This window comes from Sanguibacter suaedae (assembly GCF_016342785.1).
GTDB lineage: Bacteria > Actinomycetota > Actinomycetes > Actinomycetales > Cellulomonadaceae > Sanguibacter > Sanguibacter suaedae.
On record NZ_JAEINH010000002.1, the window covers coordinates 273,020 to 291,934 of the forward strand.

At 73.1% G+C, this 18,915-nt stretch carries 17 protein-coding genes and 1 riboswitch; of the genes, 6 read left to right on the forward strand and 11 right to left on the reverse strand.

All coding sequences use genetic code 11. The features are described from left to right. Positions 1-9 precede the first annotated feature (9 nt). Both JAV76_RS03640 and JAV76_RS03645 read left to right on the forward strand, forming a co-directional pair. Positions 10-282: an HPr family phosphocarrier protein gene (locus tag JAV76_RS03640; RefSeq protein WP_198732647.1), complete on the forward strand. Its 273-nt coding sequence runs from the start codon at positions 10-12 to the stop codon at positions 280-282. Continuing rightward, positions 282-1,955: a putative PEP-binding protein gene (locus JAV76_RS03645; protein ID WP_198732648.1), complete on the forward strand. Its 1,674-nt coding sequence runs from the start codon at positions 282-284 to the stop codon at positions 1,953-1,955. Before JAV76_RS03640 ends, JAV76_RS03645 begins: the two co-directional genes overlap by 1 nt. A 218-nt stretch (positions 1,956-2,173) precedes the next feature. Here JAV76_RS03645 and JAV76_RS03650 read toward each other — a convergent pair whose 3' ends face one another. Genes JAV76_RS03650 through JAV76_RS03660 form a run of 3 tightly spaced genes read right to left on the reverse strand, consistent with a single transcriptional unit; the run spans position 2,174 to position 8,057 of the window. Then, positions 2,174-3,415 (reverse strand): acetate kinase, encoded by a 1,242-nt coding sequence (locus tag JAV76_RS03650; RefSeq protein WP_198732649.1) that lies wholly within the window; start codon positions 3,413-3,415, stop codon positions 2,174-2,176. Next, a complete protein-coding gene (gene pta / locus JAV76_RS03655; RefSeq protein ID WP_198732650.1) occupies positions 3,412-5,571 on the reverse strand; it encodes a phosphate acetyltransferase in 2,160 nt (719 codons plus the stop codon). The genes JAV76_RS03650 and pta overlap by 4 nt, the downstream gene beginning before the upstream one ends. Then, positions 5,568-8,057, reverse strand: coding sequence for a phosphoketolase family protein (locus JAV76_RS03660; RefSeq protein WP_198732651.1), 2,490 nt, complete (start codon positions 8,055-8,057; stop codon positions 5,568-5,570). Before JAV76_RS03660 ends, pta begins: the two co-directional genes overlap by 4 nt. Positions 8,058-8,308: 251 nt before the next feature. Here JAV76_RS03660 and JAV76_RS03665 point away from each other — a divergent pair, with 251 nt between their 5' ends. Further along, positions 8,309-9,211, forward strand: a complete 903-nt coding sequence (locus JAV76_RS03665) for an SURF1 family protein (protein WP_307843968.1) — start codon at positions 8,309-8,311, stop codon at positions 9,209-9,211. A 16-nt stretch (positions 9,212-9,227) separates the two neighbouring features. Here the strand turns inward: JAV76_RS03665 and JAV76_RS03670 are convergent, their stop codons facing one another. The 3 genes from JAV76_RS03670 to JAV76_RS03680 form a co-directional block, all read right to left on the reverse strand. Next, the gene (locus JAV76_RS03670; protein WP_198732652.1) at positions 9,228-9,905 is read right to left on the reverse strand and encodes a YceI family protein; all 678 of its coding nucleotides are present in this window, start codon (positions 9,903-9,905) and stop codon (positions 9,228-9,230) included. A 70-nt stretch (positions 9,906-9,975) separates the two neighbouring features. Then, positions 9,976-11,718 (reverse strand): ABC transporter ATP-binding protein, encoded by a 1,743-nt coding sequence (locus JAV76_RS03675; protein WP_198732653.1) that lies wholly within the window; start codon positions 11,716-11,718, stop codon positions 9,976-9,978. After that, a complete protein-coding gene (locus JAV76_RS03680; RefSeq protein ID WP_198732654.1) occupies positions 11,715-13,511 on the reverse strand; it encodes an ABC transporter ATP-binding protein in 1,797 nt (598 codons plus the stop codon). The genes JAV76_RS03675 and JAV76_RS03680 overlap by 4 nt, the downstream gene beginning before the upstream one ends. Before the next feature lie 52 nt (positions 13,512-13,563). Between JAV76_RS03680 and JAV76_RS03685 the strand changes: the two genes are divergently transcribed. Genes JAV76_RS03685 through moeB form a run of 3 tightly spaced genes read left to right on the forward strand, consistent with a single transcriptional unit; the run spans position 13,564 to position 15,656 of the window. Then, the gene (locus JAV76_RS03685) at positions 13,564-13,932 is read left to right on the forward strand and encodes a DUF3817 domain-containing protein (protein WP_198732655.1); all 369 of its coding nucleotides are present in this window, start codon (positions 13,564-13,566) and stop codon (positions 13,930-13,932) included. Between the two features lie 11 nt (positions 13,933-13,943). Then, entirely contained in the window at positions 13,944-14,417 is a 474-nt protein-coding gene (locus JAV76_RS03690) for a hypothetical protein (RefSeq protein ID WP_198732656.1), read from the forward strand. A gap of 54 nt (positions 14,418-14,471) precedes the next feature. Beyond that, complete coding sequence (gene moeB / locus JAV76_RS03695; protein WP_198732657.1) at positions 14,472-15,656, forward strand: molybdopterin-synthase adenylyltransferase MoeB; 1,185 nt, start codon at positions 14,472-14,474, stop codon at positions 15,654-15,656. Between the two features lie 60 nt (positions 15,657-15,716). On the opposite strand, the gene JAV76_RS03700 is transcribed toward moeB, so the two are convergent. The 5 genes from JAV76_RS03700 to thiO all read right to left on the reverse strand — a co-directional run bounded on the left by JAV76_RS03700 (position 15,717) and on the right by thiO (position 18,810). Then, positions 15,717-16,076 carry a fluoride efflux transporter FluC gene (locus JAV76_RS03700; RefSeq protein ID WP_307843969.1) on the reverse strand — a complete coding sequence of 120 codons (360 nt, stop codon included), beginning with the start codon at positions 16,074-16,076 and terminating at the stop codon, positions 15,717-15,719. Further along, on the reverse strand, positions 16,073-16,498 hold the full coding sequence (locus tag JAV76_RS03705) for a fluoride efflux transporter FluC (protein ID WP_307843970.1): 426 nt from the start codon (positions 16,496-16,498) through the stop codon (positions 16,073-16,075). Before JAV76_RS03705 ends, JAV76_RS03700 begins: the two co-directional genes overlap by 4 nt. 37 nt (positions 16,499-16,535) lie before the next feature. Next, positions 16,536-17,339 (reverse strand): thiazole synthase, encoded by an 804-nt coding sequence (locus tag JAV76_RS03710; protein ID WP_198732659.1) that lies wholly within the window; start codon positions 17,337-17,339, stop codon positions 16,536-16,538. Further along, positions 17,336-17,593, reverse strand: coding sequence for a sulfur carrier protein ThiS (thiS, locus tag JAV76_RS03715; RefSeq protein WP_198732660.1), 258 nt, complete (start codon positions 17,591-17,593; stop codon positions 17,336-17,338). The genes JAV76_RS03710 and thiS overlap by 4 nt, the downstream gene beginning before the upstream one ends. Next, a complete protein-coding gene (thiO, locus tag JAV76_RS03720) occupies positions 17,590-18,810 on the reverse strand; it encodes a glycine oxidase ThiO (RefSeq protein WP_230401783.1) in 1,221 nt (406 codons plus the stop codon). Before thiO ends, thiS begins: the two co-directional genes overlap by 4 nt. Next, a riboswitch (TPP riboswitch) is annotated at positions 18,802-18,909 on the reverse strand. (Overlaps the previous gene by 9 nt.) Positions 18,910-18,915 lie beyond the last annotated feature (6 nt).

The following is an 18,915-nucleotide window of genomic DNA, read 5'->3' on the forward strand; positions in this document are numbered from 1 at the left end:
GGACCGAACATGCCCACACGCACCGTGGCCGTGGCCTCCCGCTCCGGCCTCCACGCCCGCCCCGCCTCCATCTTCACGCAGGCCGCCGCAGACAGCGGCGTCGACGTGACCATCGCGACGGACGGGGACGATGCCGTGGACGCGGCGAGCATCCTGCTCGTCATGTCCCTGGGCGTCCCGCACGGCCAGGAGGTCACGCTCTCCGCCGACGGGCCCGACGCGGACCGCGTCCTCGACGAGCTCGCGGCGCTCCTCGCCACGGACCTCGACGAGGAGCCGTGATGCTCCACGGTTCCGGCGTCGGCCGCGGCGCCGCCATCGGCCCCGTCGTCCGGGTCGCCCCGGCGCCCGTCGCGCCCGAGCGCGAGGAGGCCCCGGCGGACCCCGCCGAGGCCGCCGAGCGGACCGTCGCCGCGTTCGACGCGGTGGCGGCCGGCCTCCGGCGCCAGGCCGAGACGTCCGAAGGGCCCGCGGTCGCCGTCCTGCAGGCGACCGCGCAGATGGCCCAGGACCGGGCCCTGCGCAAGCAGACCGTCGCCCGGATCGAGGGCGGAGAACCGCCCGTCGCTGCGCTCGACGCCGTCGTCGGCGGCTTCGTCGACATGTTCACCAAGGCCGGGGGGATGCTCGCCGAGCGCGTCACCGACCTGCGCAGCGTCCGCGACCGGGTGGCCGCCGAGCTCCTCGGCGTCCCCGCCCCAGGGGTCCCGGAGCTCACCGGCCCGTCCGTGATCGTCGCCGAGGACCTCGCACCCGCCGACACGGCCGCGCTCGACCTCCGCCACGTCGTGGCCATCGTCACCGAGCTCGGGGGCACCACCAGCCACACGGCGATCATCGCCGCGCAGCGCGCCATCCCGTGCGTCGTCGGCGTGGCCGGTGCGCTCGACCTCGCCGAGGGCACCGTCGTGGCCGTCGACGCCGCGGCAGGGACCGTCGAGGTCGACCCGTCGGAGGACGTCGCCCACGGCTTCGCCGAGCGCGACCGTGTGGCCCGGACGCTCGCCGAGGACACCTCTCCCGGCCGGACGGCCGACGGTGTGCCCGTCGCGCTGCTCGCCAACATCGGCACCGCGGCCGACGCCGCTCGCGCCGGTGCCGGGAGCGCGGTCGAGGGCGTCGGGCTCTTCCGCACGGAGGTGCTCTTCCTCGATCGTGCCACCGCCCCGACCCGCGAGGAGCAGGCCGAGGTCTACGCCGAGGTGCTGCGCAGCTTCGCCGGCCGGAAGGTCGTGGTCCGCACGCTCGACGCCGGTGCGGACAAGCCCCTCGCGTTCGCGACGCAGCCCGACGAGGAGAACCCCGCGCTCGGCGTGCGCGGCTACCGGCTCGTGCGGACCGTCCCCGAGCTCCTCGACACGCAGCTCGCCGCACTCGCGGACGCGCAGGCCGCGACGGGGGAGCACCCGTGGGTCATGGCCCCCATGGTCTCGACGCCGGTCGAGGCCCGGGACTTCGCCGCCGCCGCACGCCGGCACGGTCTCACCACCGTGGGCGTCATGGTCGAGGTCCCCGCAGCCGCTCTGCGCGCCGAGGCGATCCTCGCCGAGGTCGACTTCGTCTCCATGGGCACCAACGACCTCGCCCAGTACGTCATGGCGACCGACCGCCTCCGGGGCGAGCTGTCCGACCTCCTCGACCGCTGGCAGCCCGCCGTCCTCGACCTCGTCGCCGCCACGGCGCGCGCAGGGGCCGCAGCCGGCAAGCCGGCGGGCGTGTGCGGCGAGTCCGCCGCGGACCCCGTCATGGCGGTCGTTCTCGCAGGGCTCGGCGTCACCTCGCTGTCGATGTCCGCAGGTGCGGTGCCGCTCGTCCGGTATGCGCTCGCGCAGCACACCGCTGCGCAGGCGGCGGACGTAGCGCTCGCCGCGCTCGCCGCGTCGTCCGCGCCCGAGGCCTACGCGGCGGCCTGCCGCGCGCTGCGACCCGAGGTCGCGACGGTCCTCGGCCTCTGACGGGGCGCGCCCGGGGGAGGGCGCCCGTGGGAACGGAGAAGGGGGGGGGGGGGGTGGGGCCGGGCCGGCGCCCGGGTGCCCCGGGTAGGGGGCCCCCCCCCGCGGGTGGGACGGGCGCGGGGCGGGGCGGGGGTCGCCCCGCCCCTTCTCCGTTCTCCCTGTTCTCGTGCGCCGCCCTCGTCGCCTCCGTGGAGCAGACGCCCGCGGACGCAGGTAGGTCAGCTCGCGACCGCGCCACCCGCGACGAGGTCGACGCACTGCCGGGCGATGGCGAGCTCCTCGTTGGTCGGCACCACCATGACGAGCGTCGAGGTCCACCCCGGGGAGATGACCCGCGCCTCGCGGGAGCGCTCGTCGTTGAGGGCGGCGTCCACCGCGATGCCCATGCTCTCGAGGTCGGCCGTCGTGAGCGCGCGCACGATCTCGTCGTTCTCCCCGACGCCCGCCGTGAAGGTGATGACGTCCACGCGCCCGAGGACGGCGTGGTAGGCGCCGATGTACTTCCGCAGGCGGTGGACGTAGACGTCCAGCGCCAGGCGGGCGCCCTCGTGGCCCTGGGCGACCAGGTCGTGGAGGACGCGGAAGTCGTTGTCCCCCGCGAGCCCCTTGATTCCGGACCGCTTGTTGAGGAGGTCGTCGATCTCGTCGATCGACATGCCGGCGTTGCGGTGCAGGTGGAACACGATCGCCGGGTCGATGTCCCCGGAGCGCGTCCCCATGACCAGGCCCTCGAGGGGGGTGAGGCCCATCGAGGTCTCGACGGCCACGCCACCGCGGACCGCGGAGACCGACGCCCCGTTCCCGAGGTGCAGGACGATCTGGTTGAGGTCCTCGACGCGGCGTCCGAGGACGCGGGCGACCTCCTGCGACACGAACTGGTGGCTCGTGCCGTGGAACCCGTAGCGCCGGATCCCGTGCTCCCGCGCGACGTCCGCGTCGATCGCGTACGTGTGCGCGGCGGCGGGCAGCGACTGGAAGAACGCCGTGTCGAAGATCGCGACGTGCGGGACGTCCGGCAGGAGCGCGCGGGCGACCTCGATGCCCCGGACGTGCCCGGGGTTGTGGAGCGGCGCCAGCGGGACGAGGTCCGTGATGTCCTGCACCACGGTGTCGTCGATGACGACGGGACCGGAGAACTTGCTGCCGCCCTGGACCACGCGGTGACCCACGGCCACCACGCCCGCCTCGTCGAGGTTCGGGCCGAGCTCCTCGAAGAGGTCGAGGGCCAGGCGCAGCGCGGCACCGTGGTCGGCGACCACCGTCGTGCGCTGGGTCTTCTCTCCGGCGACGGTGTGGGTCACGCGGCCCTCGGACTCGCCGATGCGCTCGACGAGGCCCGAGGCGATCGCCTCGCCCCCCACCGGGTCGACCAGCTGGTACTTCACGGAGGACGACCCCGAGTTGATGACGAGGACGCTGCCGTGCGCGGACGGGGTGGCCGCACCGGTCGTGGGGTTCATGCAGAGGCTCCTGCCTGGGTGGTGGTGGACGGGTCGGTCTGCTCGACGAGGGCCTGCTGCCCCTGCGCCTGGATGGCGGTGATGGCCACGGTGTTGACGATGTCCTGGACGAGGGCACCGCGCGAGAGGTCGTTCACGGGCATCCGCAGGCCCTGGAGGACGGGCCCCACGGCGACCGCTCCCGCGGAGCGCTGGACGGCCTTGTACGTGTTGTTGCCGGTGTTGAGGTCCGGGAAGATGAACACCGTCGCGCGTCCGGCGACGAGGGAGTCGGGCATCTTCGAGGCGGCGACGGAGGCGTCCACGGCGGCGTCGTACTGGATGGGCCCCTCGACGGAGAGGTCGGGTCGACGCTCGCGGACGAGCGCGGTGGCCTCGCGGACCTTGTCCACGTCCGCGCCCGTCCCCGAAGCGCCCGTGGAGTAGGAGAGCATCGCGATGCGCGGCTCCACCCCGAACTGGGCGGCGGTGGCCGCGGAGGAGATCGCGATGTCGGCGAGCTGCTCCGCGGTGGGGTCGGGGTTGACGGCGCAGTCGCCGTAGACGAGCACACGGTCCTCGAGGCACATGAGGAACACCGAGGAGACGACCGAGACGCCCGGGACCGTCTTGATGATCTCGAACGACGGCTTGATGGTGTGCGCTGTCGTGTGCGCGGCGCCGGACACCATGCCGTCCGCGAGCCCGAGGCGCACCATCATGGTGCCGAAGTACGACACCGAGGAGACGATCTCCCGCGCTCGGTCCACGGTCATGCCCTTGTGGGCCCGGAGCTTCGTGTACTCCTCCGCGAAGCGCTCGTGGAGCTCCCCGCTGTGGGGGTCGACGACCTTCGCGTCCGAGATGTCGAGGCCGAGCTCGACGGAACGGGCTCGGATCGACTCCTCGTCGCCGAGGATGGTCAGGTCGGCGACCTGGCGCTGGAGGAGGGTCGACGCGGCGCGCAGGATGCGGTCGTCCGTCCCCTCCGGGAGGACGATGTGCTTGCGGTCCGCGCGGGCGCGCCCGAGCAGCTCGTACTCGAACATGAGCGGGGTGACGACCTCGGGACGTTCGACGTCGAGGCTCGCGAGGAGCGCCGTGCCGTCGACGTTCTGCTCGAACAGGGCGAGGGCGGTGTCGACCTTGCGCTGGGAGTCCTTGGTCACCCGCCCCCGGGCGGACGCCGCGGCGCTGGCCGAGCGGAACGTCCCGAGGTCGGTGCGGATCACGGGGACGCTCGGTGCGAGGTCGGCGATGAGCCGGGCCACGGACTCGGGCGGGTAGAAGCCGCCGTTGAGGATGATGGCCGCGAGCGACGGGAAGTTCTTCGCGGTCTGCGAGGTGAGCAGGCCGAGGAGGATGTCTGTGCGGTCGCCGGGCGTGATGACGACGGCGCCGTCGGTGAGCCGGTCGAGGAGGTGCTCGAAGGTCATGGCGCCGACGAGGACGTCGAGGACCTCGCGGCCCAGGAGCTCCTCGTCGCCGACCTCCAGGCGCCCCTCGACCGCGGCCATGAGCTGGCTCACCGTGGGCGTCATGAGGAACGGGTCCTCGGGGACGGTCCACACCGGCAGCGAGTCCGCGGCGGCGAACTCGGAGCGGATCGCGTCGAGGTCCGTCGGCAGGCACCGGTTCGCGACGACACCGATGACCTGTGCGTGGTTCGCCTCGAGCTCGGAGACCGCGACCTCGCACATCTGACGGATGCCCGCGGGGGAGCGGCGGTTGCCGGACAGGACGAGCAGCACGGGGGCGCCGAGGTTCGCCGCGATGCGCGCATTGTACGCGAGCTCGGTCGGTCCGGCGACATCCGTGTAGTCCGTCCCGACGATGACCACGACGTCGCACTGCTGCTCGACCTCGTGGTACTTCGCGACGATCTTGCCGAGCGCCGCCTCGGGGTCCTCGTGCACGTCGTCGTAGGTCACGCCCACGCACTGCTCGTACGTGAGGTCGACGCCGTCGTGGGCGAGGAGGAGCTCGACGACGTAGTCCCGGGCGTCCGCCCCCTCGGCGGTCGTCGAGCTGGGGGTGTGCCCCGTCCGGGTGACCGGACGGAACACACCCACGCGCTGGACGCGCCGGGCGAGGAGGTCGAGCACGCCGAGCGCGATCGTCGACTTGCCGGTCTCCCCCTCCGGGGACGTGATGTAGATGCTGCGAGCGGGGCTCACTCGTTGTCTCCTCCGGTGAATTGCGTGTTGGCCTGCGGACCGCCGACCTCGGTCGCGGTCTCGCCCGCGTCCGGCCACACCCAGTCGCGCACCTCGAGGATGTCCTCCCCGTGGTCCCGCGTGTACTGGCGGGCCCGGAGCCGGGCGTCCTCCATCTCCTGGCGCAGACCCGCAGCCCTGCTGCGCAGGTGGGGCACCTGGTCGATGACGTCGATGACCAGGTGGTACCGGTCGAGGTCGTTGAGCATCACCATGTCGAAGGGCGTCGTCGTGGTGCCCTCCTCCTTGTAGCCGCGCACGTGGATGTTCGAGTGCCCCGCACGGCGGTAGGTGAGGCGGTGGATGAGCCACGGGTACCCGTGGTAGGCGAACACCACGGGCTTGTCCGTGGTGAAGAGCGTGTCGAAGTCGCGGTCGCTCAGCCCGTGCGGGTGCTCCTTGGCGTCCTGGAGCCGCATGAGGTCGACGACGTTCACCACGCGGACCTTGAGGTCCGGGAGGTGCTTGCGCAGCAGGTCTGCCGCGGCGAGGACCTCGAGCGTGGGGACGTCCCCCGCGCAGCCCAGGACCACGTCCGGGTCCTCCCCGCGGACCTCGGTGCCGGCCCACTCCCAGATGCCCAGCCCGCGCGTGCAGTGCGCCACGGCCTCGTCCATCGTGAGGAAGTTCGGGGCGGGCTGCTTGCCGGACACCACGACGTTCACGTAGTTGCGGCTGCGCAGGCAGTGGTCGTAGGTGCTCAGGAGGGTGTTGGCGTCCGGCGGCAGGTACACCCGCACGACCTCGGCCTTCTTGTTCACCACGTGGTCGATGAACCCCGGGTCCTGGTGGGAGAACCCGTTATGGTCCTGGCGCCACACGTGGCTGGAGAGGAGGTAGTTCAGCGACGGGACGGGCCGGCGCCACGGGATCTCCTGCGTCACCTTGAGCCACTTGGCGTGCTGGTTGAACATCGAGTCGATGATGTGGATGAACGCCTCGTAGCAGTTGAACATGCCGTGGCGCCCCGTGAGGAGGTACCCCTCGAGCCAGCCCTGGCACTGGTGCTCCGAGAGCATCTCGACGACGCGCCCGGCGCGAGCGAGGTGCTCGTTCATGTCGGACTCCTCGAAGTCCGCGTTCCACATCTTGTCCGTCGCGTCGTACACGGACTGCAGGCGGTTCGACGCGGTCTCGTCCGGGCCGAAGATCCGGAAGTTGTCCGGGTTGAGGCGCACGACGTCGGTGAGCCACTCTCCGAGCACCCGGGTGGCCTCGCTGATGGACCCGGCCGGCGTGGGCACGTCGACCGCGTAGTCGCGGAAGTTCGGCAGCCGCAGGTCCTTCATGAGCAGACCGCCGTTGGTGTGCGGGTTGCCGCTCATCCGCAGCTCGCCCTCGGGGGCGAGTGCCGCGACGTCGTCGACGAGACGCCCGGTCTCGTCGAAGAGCTCGTCGGCGTGGTACGACTCGAGCCACCCCTTGAGGACCTCGAGGTGCTCGGGGGTGTCACGCGCGCTCGCGAGGGGGACCTGGTGCGCGCGCCACGAGTCCTCGGTCTTCTTCCCGTCGATCTCCGGCGGGCAGGTCCAGCCCTTGGGGGTGCGGAACACGATCATCGGCCACATGGGGCGCGTCTCGTCGCCCTCGGCGGCACGGGCCTTGATGGCCGCGATCTCGTCCATGACGTCGTCGAGGAGCGCCGCGAACCGGGCGTGGACCTCGTGGTGGTCCTCGCCGTCGAAGCCCCCCTCGAAGACGAACGGCTTGTGCCCGTAGCCGACCATGAGCGACTCGAGCTCGTCGTCCGAGATGCGGGCGAGGACGGTCGGGTTGGCGATCTTGTACCCGTTGAGGTGGAGGATCGGCAGGACCACGCCGTCCTTGGCGGGGTTGACGAACTTGTTCGAGTGCCAGCTCGTGGCCAGGGGGCCGGTCTCGGCCTCGCCGTCACCGACGACGGCCGCGACGAGGAGGTCCGGGTTGTCGAAGGCCGCGCCGTAGGCGTGGGAGAGCGCGTAACCGAGCTCGCCGCCCTCGTGGATGGACCCCGGCGTCTCCGGCGCGACGTGGCTCGGGATGCCCCCGGGGAAGGAGAACTGGCGGAAGAGGCGGCGCATGCCCTCCTCGTCCTGCGTGATGTCCGGGTACGTCTCGGTGTACGTGCCCTCGAGGTAGGAGTTCGCCACGAGGCCCGGGCCACCGTGGCCGGGGCCCGTGATGTACATGCTCGACACGGAGCGCTCGCGGATGACCCGGTTGAGGTGGGCGTAGAGGAAGTTCAGCCCGGGCGTGGTGCCCCAGTGGCCGAGGAGGCGGGGCTTGACGTCGTCGCGCGTGAGCTCCGTGCGCAGGAGCGGGTTGGCCAGGAGGTAGATCTGCCCGACGGACAGGTAGTTCGCGGCCCTCCACCAGGCGTCCACCCTCCGCAGGGTGTCGTCGCTCACGGTCTCGGAGGCGCGTGCGGCCCAGGCGGTCGTAGCGTCAGCTGCTGCGGTGGTGCTCATGGAGATCTCCCTACCGGCGAGGTTGTTGACGCTTTCATGTAACCGTATCCGGTGGCTCTGCGCACTAGGTCTTTGGTGCCGGGTGACGCCCGCCACGGGTGCTACGCGCGGCCGTGCGGATCCGTGCCTCGGGAGGGCGTGCGTGATCAAACTCACCGGTCTCCGCGTACGGGAGAGCGGGGCGCGGCAGCGCAGGGTGCGGGTCGACGGGACGGCACGGTCGGGACGCGGCCCGGAGGTAGCCTGGGCGGGTGCCAGAGGACCCTGCCGAGCCATCCCCGACCGTCACGAGGACCTCGGTCCTCTCCGTCGCCCGGCAACCCCGGATGATCGGCCTGCTGCTGCTCTTCCTCCTCGCGGCGGCGGTCTGCGCCCGCCTCGGGGTGTGGCAGCTCGACCGGGCGCACGAGCGGGGGGAGCTGCAGGAGCGGCAGGCAGCCGCGGAGAGGCTCGCGGCCGGGCCGGAGGGCCTGGGTGTGCTGCTCCCGCCGCAGTCGACGTTCCCCGGGGACCTCGTCGGTCGGCTGGCCTGGGTCGAGGGGGAGTACGACGGGTCGCAGCAGCTCCTCGTCGCGGGGCGTGCGCTCGACGGCGAGACCGGGTACCTCGTCCTCACACCGCTGCGGGTGAGCGACGACGGCACGCGCGGTGCGTCGTGGGCGGGCCTGTCGGGTCCACCGGTCGTGCCGGTGGTGCGCGGCTGGGTGGACGACGCGACGGGCGACGCGCTCCTGGTCGACGGTGGGGCCGGGGGCGTCGGGACCCTGGCGCCCCCGGACGGGACGGTCCGTGTCACGGGGTACGTCCAGGCGTCGGAGGCGGCCGGCGGCGACGACCCCGCCGGGGGGAGCACGGACGCCATCAGCTCCGCGGTCCTCGCCAACGCGTGGGGCGGACCCATCTACGGCGGCTACCTCGTCGTCTCGACGTCGGACCCGGCGCAGGACGGTGTGGCGCTCCTGCCCCGGCCCACCATCGAGGGTGGGGAGGGCATCGGCCTCCGGAACCTCTTCTACGCCCTGCAGTGGTGGATCTTCGGTGCGTTCGCCGTCCTGCTCTGGGCGCGCCTCGTGCGCGACGAGGCGCGGGGCGGGGTGGCCACGGTGGACGAGGACCCGTTCGCCGCGGTGGGCGACGTGGCCCACCGCGGCTGACGGGTCGTGCGGGGACCTACTTCGAGAGGGTGAGCAGCATCTCGACGGTCCCGGTGTCCTCGACCTTGACGAAGCCGAGGTCGGGGGCGTCGATCCCGTAGTCGGAGAAGGCGACGGGCAGGGTGCCGCTGACCTCGACCCCGTCCGCCGTGGCCTGCGCCTGGAGGTCGACCACGACCTCCTGGGTCTGGCCCGCGATGGTCATCTCGCCGGCGGCCTGGACGGAGACCGTGCCGTCGACGACGTCCGCGACGTCCACGGGCTCGGTGAGGGTGAAGGTGGCGGTGGGGTGCTCCTCGGTGCGGAGGATGTCGAGGAACTGGCCGTCGCGGTTGCCCGAGTCGGAGGTGATGGTGGTCATGCTCACCTCGACGTCCGCCGCCGTGAGCTCGGTGCCCTCCACCGTGAACGTACCGTCGACGTCGGATGTGCGTCCCACGACGGTGACGTCCTGGCCGTTGAGGACCTCCTCGACGCGGTACCCGGCCTCGGAGCCGTCGGACACCTGCCACTCGCCGGCGAGGTCGTCCTCGGTGAGGGTCGCAGTGCCGTCCGTGGCGTCCTCGGTGTCCGAGAGCGCGAGCTCCTCGGGGGCCTTGTCGTTCTGCACGGAGACGTACACGGCGGTGCCGACCACGACGAGGAGCACGACGGTGACGACGCCGGCGACGGCGATCAGGAGCTTTCTGGGCATGTCTTCCTCCGGGGCTGCTGGGACGTGAGCAGCCCATTAGGACAGGCGACCCTGGGAAGCACCTGAAGGTTCAAGCTTGTTGCCAGGAGTGCCACAGCCGCGCGTAGTCGCCCTCGGCAGCGACGAGCTCGTCGTGCGACCCGATCTCGGCGATGCGCCCGCCGTCGACGACGGCGACGCGGTCCGCGTCGTGCGCCGTGTGGAGGCGGTGGGCGATGGCGACGACGGTGCGACCGGTGAGGACCGCGTTGAGCGACCGCTCGAGGTGCCGTGCGGCCCGGGGGTCGAGCAGCGAGGTGGCCTCGTCGAGCACGAGCGTGTGCGGGTCGAGGAGCACCAGGCGCGCGAGCGCGACCTGCTGCGCCTGGGCGGGGCTGAGGACGTGCCCGCCCGAGCCGACCTCGGTGAGCAGGCCGTCCGGGAGGTCCTCCACCCACCCGCGCGCGTCGACGGCCTCGAGGGCGTCGAGGAGGGCGGCGTCGTCGGCCGTGACGTCGGCGAGCCGGAGGTTCTCGGCGATGGTGCCCACGAACACGTGGTGCTCCTGGGTGACGAGGGCGACGTGACGGCGCAGGTCCTCGAGGGGGAGCTCGACGAGCGGCACCCCGCCGACCTTCACGGACCCGCCGGTGGGCGGGTGGATGCCCGCGAGCATCCGTCCGAGCGTCGACTTCCCGGCCCCGGAGGGTCCGACGACGGCGAGGCGTTCGCCGACCACGAGGTCGAGGTCGATGCCGTGGAGGACGTCGTGGCCCGGACGGTAGGCGTAGCGGACCTCGGAGGCGACGACGTGCTCGTCGTCGGGAGAGCGGTCACCCGCCTCGCGGTCGCGGGCGACGAGGCCGACGCCGATGATGCGCGCCAGGGACGTGGCGGCGACCTGGGCCTCGTCGAGCCAGAAGATCAGCTCCCACACGGGGCCGATGAGCTGCATGGCGTAGAGCACCACGGTGGTCACGGCGCCGATGGTGACGGACCCGTTGGAGATGAGGAACGCCCCCCACAGGAGGACCGCGATGGGCGCGATGACGAAGGCGCTGTCCATGCCGGGGATGAGGACGGTCCGGAGGTTCAGGGTGCGTCTCTCGGCGGCGAACGCCTCACTGAGGTCGGCCCGCACCCGCTCGCGGCGCCGTGCCCCGAGGCTCAGGGCGTCGACGGTGCGGGTGCCCTCGACGGACTCGGTGATGGTGCCGTTGAGGGTCGCGTACGCCGCGGACTCCCGCTGGTAGGCGGGCGCCGCACGCTTGAGGTACCAGCGGCCGATGACGAGGAAGATCGGGACCCCGACGAGCATCGCGAAGGCGACGAGCGGCGCGGTGACGAACGCCGCGGCGACCGTGAGGACGATCGTCACGGTCGACACGAGGATGCGTGGCACCCCGAACCGCACCGAGTGCTGGATGCGGTCGACGTCGTTGGTGGTGCGGCCCACGAGGTCACCGGTCCCGGAGCGTTCGACCGTGGAGAGGGGGAGCTCGGTGACGGTCGCGAGGAAGTCCTCGCGGAGGTCCGCGAAGACGGTCTCGCCGAAGACCATGGCGTTGCGCTGGGCGAACCGGATGAGCACGGTCTGGGCGAGCACGGCGAGGACGAACACGAGGACGACCGTGTCCACCCTCTCGCGTGTGGTGCCCTGGGCGACGGCGTCGACGAGCCCGCCGAGGAGGAGCGGCCCGGCGAGCCCGGCCACGGCGGCGAGCGTGTGGAGGACGACGACGATCGTGAGTGGCCGGGCGTTGGCCCGCAGGAGCGCTGCGGAGTGCCTGCCGACGGTCGCGATGTCTGCGACCGGGAGTCTCGTCTCGTTCATCGGGTCACCTCCTCGGTGTGGTCGTGCGTGGGTCCTGCCGGGACGGGGTCCTCGGTGAGGGTGCGGCCGACGACGGCGCGGTAGTGGTCGTGGTCCTCGCCGGTGCCGGCGAGGAGCTCCCGGTGCGTCCCGTGGAGGACCACCTGGTCGTCGCGGAGGACGACGACCTCGTCGACGTGGTCGAGGACGAGAGGGCTGGCCGTGACGACGAGGGTGGAGCGGCCGCGGCGCGCGGCGGTGAGCCGCTCGGCGATGCGGGCCTCGGTGTGCGCGTCGACGGCGCTCGTCGGCTCGACGAGCACGAGGTGCTCGGCCTCGGTGAGGAGCGCCCGGGCGAGGGCGACACGCTGGCGCTGTCCGCCCGACAGGGACCGCCCCTTCTCGGGGAGGTCGCCGTCGAGGCCGCCGGGGGTGGAGTCGAGCACGTCCTGCGCGTCGGCGACGTGCAGCGCGGCGAGGATCTCCTCGTCGGTCGCGCGGTCCCGGACGTCGAGCTCGCCGCGGAGCACCCCGGAGAACAGGTGCGGCGTCGCCTCGGCGACCACGACGCGGTGGCGGAGCTCGTCCTTGTCGATGTCGTGGACGAGGACGCCGCCGAGGCGCACGGGCGTCTCGCGGTCGGCGACGTCGTCGAACCGTCCGAGACGCGTGGCCACGCGCGCGGAGTCGTCGGGGTGGGCGCTCACGAGCGCCACGACGCGGTCCCCGGGCAGCGTGAGGCCGCTCGCCTCGTCGACGAGCGCGGCGCCCGGGGCGGGCGCGTCGGCGGTGCCGGGCGTCGCGCCGGTCGCGGGGACCACCTGCAGGACGCGGATGATCTTGCGCACCGAGACCACCGCGCGCGTGGTGATCTGCAGGGTCTGCGTGAGGTTCTGCATGGGCCACGTGAGGAAGGCCGCGTAGCCGTAGAACGTCACCAGCTGACCCGGGGTGATGGACCCGTCCACTGCACGGACGGCGCCGAGCCACAGGACGAGGGCGACGAAGAGGCCGGGCAGCAGCACCTGGAGGGCGTCGAGGTAGGACTGCGTGGTGGCGACGCGCACCCCGGCCTCGCGCACGGCCTGCGACTGGCGGCGGTAGCGGTCGGTGAAGACGCCCTCGCCGCCGATGCCGCGCAGGATGCGCAGCCCGGAGACGGTGTCGGCACCCAGCGTGGTGAGGCGCCCGGAGGCCTCGCGCTGGGCTGACTGGCGCCGGTGCAGGGGCCGGACGAGCAGACCGAGGATCGCTGCGACGGCGGGCAGGCCGACGACGACGACCAGCCCGAGCGTGACGGACGTGCGGAGCATGAGGACGGCGACGGCCGCGTACGCCACGAGGCTCCCGATGAGGCGTGCGGCGTTGAAGAAGAACTCGCCGACGCGCATCGCGTCGGTCGCGACGGTGGCGACCACCTCACCGGTGGGGATGTCCTCGGTGACCCGGTCGCCGCTGCGGCTCACCTTGTCGCCGACCAGCTGGGACGTCCCGAACGCGGCACGCAACCAGTTCTGCACGTCGAACCGGTGCCCGAAGGCGCTCGCGACCACCTGGACGACGCCCGCCGCGAGCATGATGCCCGCCCACCGCAGGAGCTCCGGGCCCAGGCCCTTCTCCAGCCCCTCGTCGAGCGCGTGCCCCAGGACGTACGGCATGAGGGCCTGCGCGAGGAAGGTGAGGATCCCGCAGGTCACGGCCGCCGCGAGGACACCGCGCTGCCGCCGGGCCTGCCACGCGAGGTAGGCGGCGGGCGACGTCAGCGGAGGCCGACCGGGATCTGGGAGAGGGAGGGAGCGCACGTTGCCTAACATTAGGTGCTGGTCCCGACACCGGGCCACGGTTTATAGGAAGGGTCGCCCGCTCATGACCACACCCACGCAGGCACGCTCGTCGATCATCGCGGCGGGGGTGGGCGCTCTCCGGCGGTACCGCGCCATGGCGTACGTCACGGGCGTGATGCTCCTCCTCCTGGTCGTCGAGATGGTCCTCGTCTACGGCGTGCGCATCGACGACGACGCCAAGCGGTGGATCGCGTGGATCCCCTTCGCCCACGGGTGGATCTACGTCCTGTACCTGGTCACCGTCGTCGACCTGTGGAGCAAGATGCGGTGGCGGCTGGGACGCCTCGTCGTCATGGTCCTCGGCGGCGTGGTGCCCGTCATGTCCTTCGTCGTGGAGAAGCGCGTCCACGCCGACGCCGACGCCAAGATCGCCGCCGCCCGGGCGCTGTGACCGTCCGACCGGTGGCCGTCGCGCTCACGCTGGTGCTCGGCCTGGGGCAGGGGCTCGCGGCCGCGCCGGTCGACCACGGCGACGGTCCCTACGCGGACCGCCTGTGCGGTGATACCGGGATCGAGGCCTCCCTGTGCGCGATCGACCGGCAGGTCCTCGTCGCGCAGCAGGGCCAGGAGCACCGCGACCGTGCGATCGCGGACGGCGCGACGTGCGAGCTGCGATCGTCGCTCTGGGTGTGCGCCGGGGTCCGGTCCGTCCTCGCGCAGCGCGGCGGGACCACGTACGGCGACACGTTCCTCACACCCGTGGAGCCTGGCCCTGTGGACCCCGACCTCGTCGCGCACGAGCTCGAGCACGTCCGTCAGTGGCGGCTCTTCGGTCCGGACCTCGCCGTCCTCTACCTCCGCGAGGGGATCGACCCCTGCACCAACTACTTCGAGGAGTCCGCGGACCTCGACGCCGGAGGCTACACCTGTGGCTGAACCGCCGTCGGTAGAGTCGTGCACGTCCGCCCACGACGCACGCAGAGGACCGCGATGACCCCCGCCCCCGCCTTCCCGCCGCTCGTCGCAGAGTCCGGTCCGCTGTCCCCGACGGAGGCCGCCCGCTACGCCCGGCACATGACGCTCCCGCAGGTCGGCGCGGCAGGCCAGCGTCGTCTGAAGAACGCCCGCGTCCTCGTGGTGGGGGCCGGCGGGCTCGGCAGCCCCGCCCTCCTCTACCTCGCCGCTGCGGGGATCGGCACGCTCGGCGTGGTCGACGACGACGTCGTCGACGAGTCGAACCTCCAGCGGCAGGTCGTCCACCGCACCCGGGACGTCGGGCGGCCGAAGGTCGAGTCGGCCCGCGACGCGGTCCTCGAGCTCAACCCGCACGTCGACGTCCGCGTCCACCCGGTCCGGCTCACCGCGGACAACGCCCTCGACGTGCTGCGCGGCTACGACCTCGTCCTCGACGGCGCGGACAACTTCTCCACCCGGTACCTCGTGAGCGACGCGTGCACCATCCTCGGGATCCCCGAGGTGTGGGGGTCCATCTTCCGCTTCCAGGGCCAGACGAGCGTCTTCTGGTCCTCGCCGCCCGAGGGCTTCCCGGCCGTCACGTACCGGGACCTGTTCCCCGACCCGCCGCCGCCCGGTTCCGTCCCGAGCTGCGCCGAGGGTGGCGTCCTCGGTGCGCTCTGCGCGACCGTCGGGTCGGTCATGGTCACCGAGGCCCTCAAGATCGTCACCGGTGCGGGCACGCCGCTCCTGGGTCGGCTCGCGGTCTACGACGCCCTCGACCTCACGTGGCGCCAGCTCGAGATCGAGCCCGACCCGGGCCTCGAGCGCGTGACGACGCTCGCCGCCGTCGACGCGTCCTGCGCGCTCCCCGTCCAGGAGAGCGCGCCTGCGTCGACCGCGCCTGACGAGATCACCCCCGCCCGCCTCGCCGCGGACCTCGACCGCGGGACGCTCCTCCTCGTCGACGTCCGCGAGGACTTCGAGCGCGACATCGTCTCGGTCCCCGGATCCACCCACGTCCCCCTCGGCACCCTCCTCGACGGGGGCCTCGCGGACCTCCCGCGCGACCGGCCCGTCGCGTTCCTCTGCAAGTCGGGGGCGCGCTCGCGGACCGCGGTCGACGCGGCACGGGCCGCCGGACTCACGGACGCGGTGACGGTCACCGGGGGAGTGCTCGCCTGGGTGCGGGACGTCGACCCCACGCAGCCCACCTACTGACGACGGGACCCCCCGGGGTCGTGACGAGGTGCGGGCGGGCCGGGTCGGGTTCCTCGAAGGTCAGAGCGACGCGACCGCGATCCCGCACGCGACGGCGGCGACCGTGAGGACCACGGTCCCGAGCGAGGAGAGCACCGCGAGGGCGAACCGGCGGTCCTGCACGAGACGGACGGTGTCGATCATCGCGGTCGAGAAGGTCGTGAATCCGCCGCAGAAACCCGTCGTGGCCGCGAGGACGAGGAGCACCGGGAGCTCCGTCCGCAACGCCGCTCCGGCGACCAGCCCGAGGAGCAGCGATCCCGTGACGTTGACGACGAGGGTGGGGACGGGCGTGGACCAGCGGCGGCGCACCTCGCCGTCCACGACGAACCGGGTCGCGGCACCGAGTCCGCCGAGGAGCATGACGACGAGGAGCGTCACGAGACCCTCCCGGACCGTCGCGTCGCACGACGGGACGCGATTCGCACCCCGGCCAGGCAGACGACCACGCCGAGCACCACCGATGTGATCGCGTACGCCGCGGCCGTGCCGACCGACCCGGCGGCGAGGAGCCGCTCGACCTCGAGCGCCAGGCCGGAGAACGTCGTGAGACCGCCGAGCGCACCGGTCCCGGCGGCGAGCCGCACGTCGCGCGCCCGACGGGTCTCCGGGCCCCGGTGCACGAGCGTCTCGAGGAGGAGCCCGAGGAGGAACGCCCCGAGGACGTTCGCACCGAGGGTGGCGTACGGCCACCCGTCCCGGACGGGCACGGCCTGCGCGAGGAGGTACCGCGCTCCCGACCCGACGGCCCCTCCGGCGGCGACGAGCAGCACGAGACGGGGCTCGAGGTGGGGCTGACGCACGGGACTCCTTCCGGACGCCGTCAGCATAGTGGCGGCGTCAGAGGGCGAGGTCGAGCATCCCCCCCGTCGGTGACGACGCGAGCGCCTCCTCACGCCGGGGGATGCGTCCCGCCCCCGCGGCGAGGTGCCCCGCCTCGACCGCGAGCCGCATGGCACGGGCCATGCGTGCCGGGTCCGCGGCCCGGGTGACGGCCGACGCGAGCAGCACGCCGTCGCACCCGAGCTCCATCGCCAGCGCAGCGTCGGACGCGGTCCCCACCCCGGCGTCGAGGATCACGGGGACCCCGGCCCGGCCGACGATCGCCGCGATGTTCCTCGGGTTGAGGATGCCGAGGCCGGAGCCGATGGGGGAGCCCAGCGGCATGACGGCGGCGCAGCCCACGTCCTCGAGGCGCAGGGCGAGCACCGGGTCGTCGTTCGTGTACGGCAGGACCACGAAGCCCGCGCGGACCAGCTGGTCGGCGGCGCGGACCAGCTCGAGCGGGTCGGGCAGCAGCGTGACGTCGTCGGCGAGGACCTCGAGCTTGACCCAGTCGGTGCCGCACGCCTCGCGGGCGAGCTCTGCGGTGAGGACGGCCTCGCGGGTGCTGAAGCACCCGGCGGTGTTGGGCAGGGGGCGGATGTCGTGGCGTGCGAGGAGGTCCCACACGCTCGTGGCCCCGGCTCCGTGGTTCTCGCGGGACGCGTCGCGCGAGACCCGCCGCATGGCGACGGTGGTGAGGTCGGTCCCCGAGGCGACGAGCGCCTCCTCGAGGTGGAGGAGGTTGGGGGCTCCGCCGGTGCCCATGACGAGACGCGAGCGGAGGGGTACCCCGGCGACGACGAGCTGGTCGGTGGTCATCCGCCCTGCACCGCCGTGACGATCTCGACACGGTCGCCGAGGACGACGTGCGTGCTCCGCCACCGGGAGCGGGGGACGACGCGGTCGTTCACCGCGACGGCTACCCCCGCCGGGAGCGGGGGCGACGCCTCCTCGTCCTCCGTGCGCGGGCCGGCGTCGGCGACGCCCGGCACGAACCGTGCGACGAGCGACGCGACGTCCGGTGCGGTGCTCTGCAGGTCGTGGGCGACGCCGTTCACGTGGACGGTGGTCATGCGGGCACCCCCTGCCGGGAGAAGCGCCGGGCGTCGGTGCGCGCGACGGCGTCGGGCAGCGGGGGAGCCGTCCCGTCGGCCACGCCGGCGAGGGTCGCCTCGAGGACCGCGGCGGTGAGCGGTGCGAGGAGGATGCCGTTGCGGTGGTGGCCCGTGGCGACGACGAGCCCGGGCACGTCGGTGGCCCCCAGCAGCGGCAGGTTGTCCGGCATGGCCGGACGGGCGCGGGCGGTGACCTCGAGGAACGCGAGCTCGTCGATGCCGGGGACGAGGACCCGGGCGTCCCTCAGGAGGGCGTGGACGCCCCCGGCGGACGGGGCGTCGTGGTCCGAGCGCTCCTCGCTCGTGGCACCGACGACGACCTCCCCGCCTGGGCGGGGCACGACGTAGACGGGGCGCATCTGCACGGTCCCGCGGACCACGTGGCGCAGACCGAAGGACGGCTGGTCCGACGCGTCGAGGCGGATGCTCTGCCCCTTGACGCCCCGGACGGGGACGTCGACCCCCGGGACGGTGCGCAGGAGGTCGCCCGACGCGACGCCCGCCGCGACCACCGTCGTGCCCGCGACGTGCCGCTCGCCGACGACGTCCACGGCGCCGAGGACGTCGCCGGACGGCGACCTGAGGATCTCGGCGGCCGCGACGTGGCGCAGCTCCACGTGGGGCATGCGGTCGAGCGCCGCGAGCAGCGCCCGGTGCGTGGCTCGCGGGTCCACCTGGTGGTCGCCCGAGACCCGGTAGGCGGCGCTCAGGCGGGGGCCGAGGAACGGCTCGAGCTCCCGGGCCTCGGCGACGGTGATCTCCTCGGCGGAGAGCCCGAGGCGCTGGTGGAGGCCACGCATGCGTCGTGCCTGCTCCGCGTCGCCCTGGTCGTAGGACACGGCGAGCGTCCCGCACGTGCGCAGGCCGGTGGAGAGGCCGGAGGCCTCCTCGAGCTCTGCCGCGAAGGCCGGCCATCGTGCCGCGGAGTCGACGCACAGCGCCGTGAGCGCCTCCTCCCCGAAGGTCGCCTCCGTGACGGGGGCGAGCATCCCGGCGGCCGCGTGCGTGGCGCCGCTCCCCGGGTCCGGGTCGAGGCACACGACGGACAGCCCGAGGAGGGCGGCGCGCCACGCGGCGACGAGGCCGACGATGCCGCCGCCGACGACGAGCACGTCGGACGTGCGCCCCGTCGCCGGTGCGGCGGGGGTGGGAGGAGTGGTGTGGTGCGCGACCATGCGCGTGCTCCCTTCGCTGGAATGACCCAGAGCAGGTTCGACGGTCGGCGGAGTCGCCCTCTCAGCCCCACCCTGTGCGGGGCTCCCGTGCAGACGTCACAGTAC

Excerpts from the sequence above, each read along its gene's own strand:
- JAV76_RS03680 (WP_198732654.1), bottom strand. The coding sequence starts at position 13,511 with ATGTTAGGCAACGTGCGCTCCCTCCCTCTCCCAGATCCCGGTCGGCCT.
- JAV76_RS03650 (WP_198732649.1), bottom strand. The coding sequence starts at position 3,415 with ATGAACCCCACGACCGGTGCGGCCACCCCGTCCGCGCACGGCAGCGTC.
- JAV76_RS03640 (WP_198732647.1), top strand. The coding sequence starts at position 10 with ATGCCCACACGCACCGTGGCCGTGGCCTCCCGCTCCGGCCTCCACGCC.
- thiO (WP_230401783.1), bottom strand. The coding sequence starts at position 18,810 with ATGGTCGCGCACCACACCACTCCTCCCACCCCCGCCGCACCGGCGACG.
- thiS (WP_198732660.1), bottom strand. The coding sequence starts at position 17,593 with ATGACCACCGTCCACGTGAACGGCGTCGCCCACGACCTGCAGAGCACC.
- JAV76_RS03675 (WP_198732653.1), bottom strand. The coding sequence starts at position 11,718 with ATGAACGAGACGAGACTCCCGGTCGCAGACATCGCGACCGTCGGCAGG.
- JAV76_RS03660 (WP_198732651.1), bottom strand. The coding sequence starts at position 8,057 with ATGAGCACCACCGCAGCAGCTGACGCTACGACCGCCTGGGCCGCACGC.
- JAV76_RS03670 (WP_198732652.1), bottom strand. The coding sequence starts at position 9,905 with ATGCCCAGAAAGCTCCTGATCGCCGTCGCCGGCGTCGTCACCGTCGTG.
- JAV76_RS03645 (WP_198732648.1), top strand. The coding sequence starts at position 282 with ATGCTCCACGGTTCCGGCGTCGGCCGCGGCGCCGCCATCGGCCCCGTC.
- JAV76_RS03710 (WP_198732659.1), bottom strand. The coding sequence starts at position 17,339 with ATGACCACCGACCAGCTCGTCGTCGCCGGGGTACCCCTCCGCTCGCGT.
- moeB (WP_198732657.1), top strand. The coding sequence starts at position 14,472 with ATGACCCCCGCCCCCGCCTTCCCGCCGCTCGTCGCAGAGTCCGGTCCG.
- JAV76_RS03685 (WP_198732655.1), top strand. The coding sequence starts at position 13,564 with ATGACCACACCCACGCAGGCACGCTCGTCGATCATCGCGGCGGGGGTG.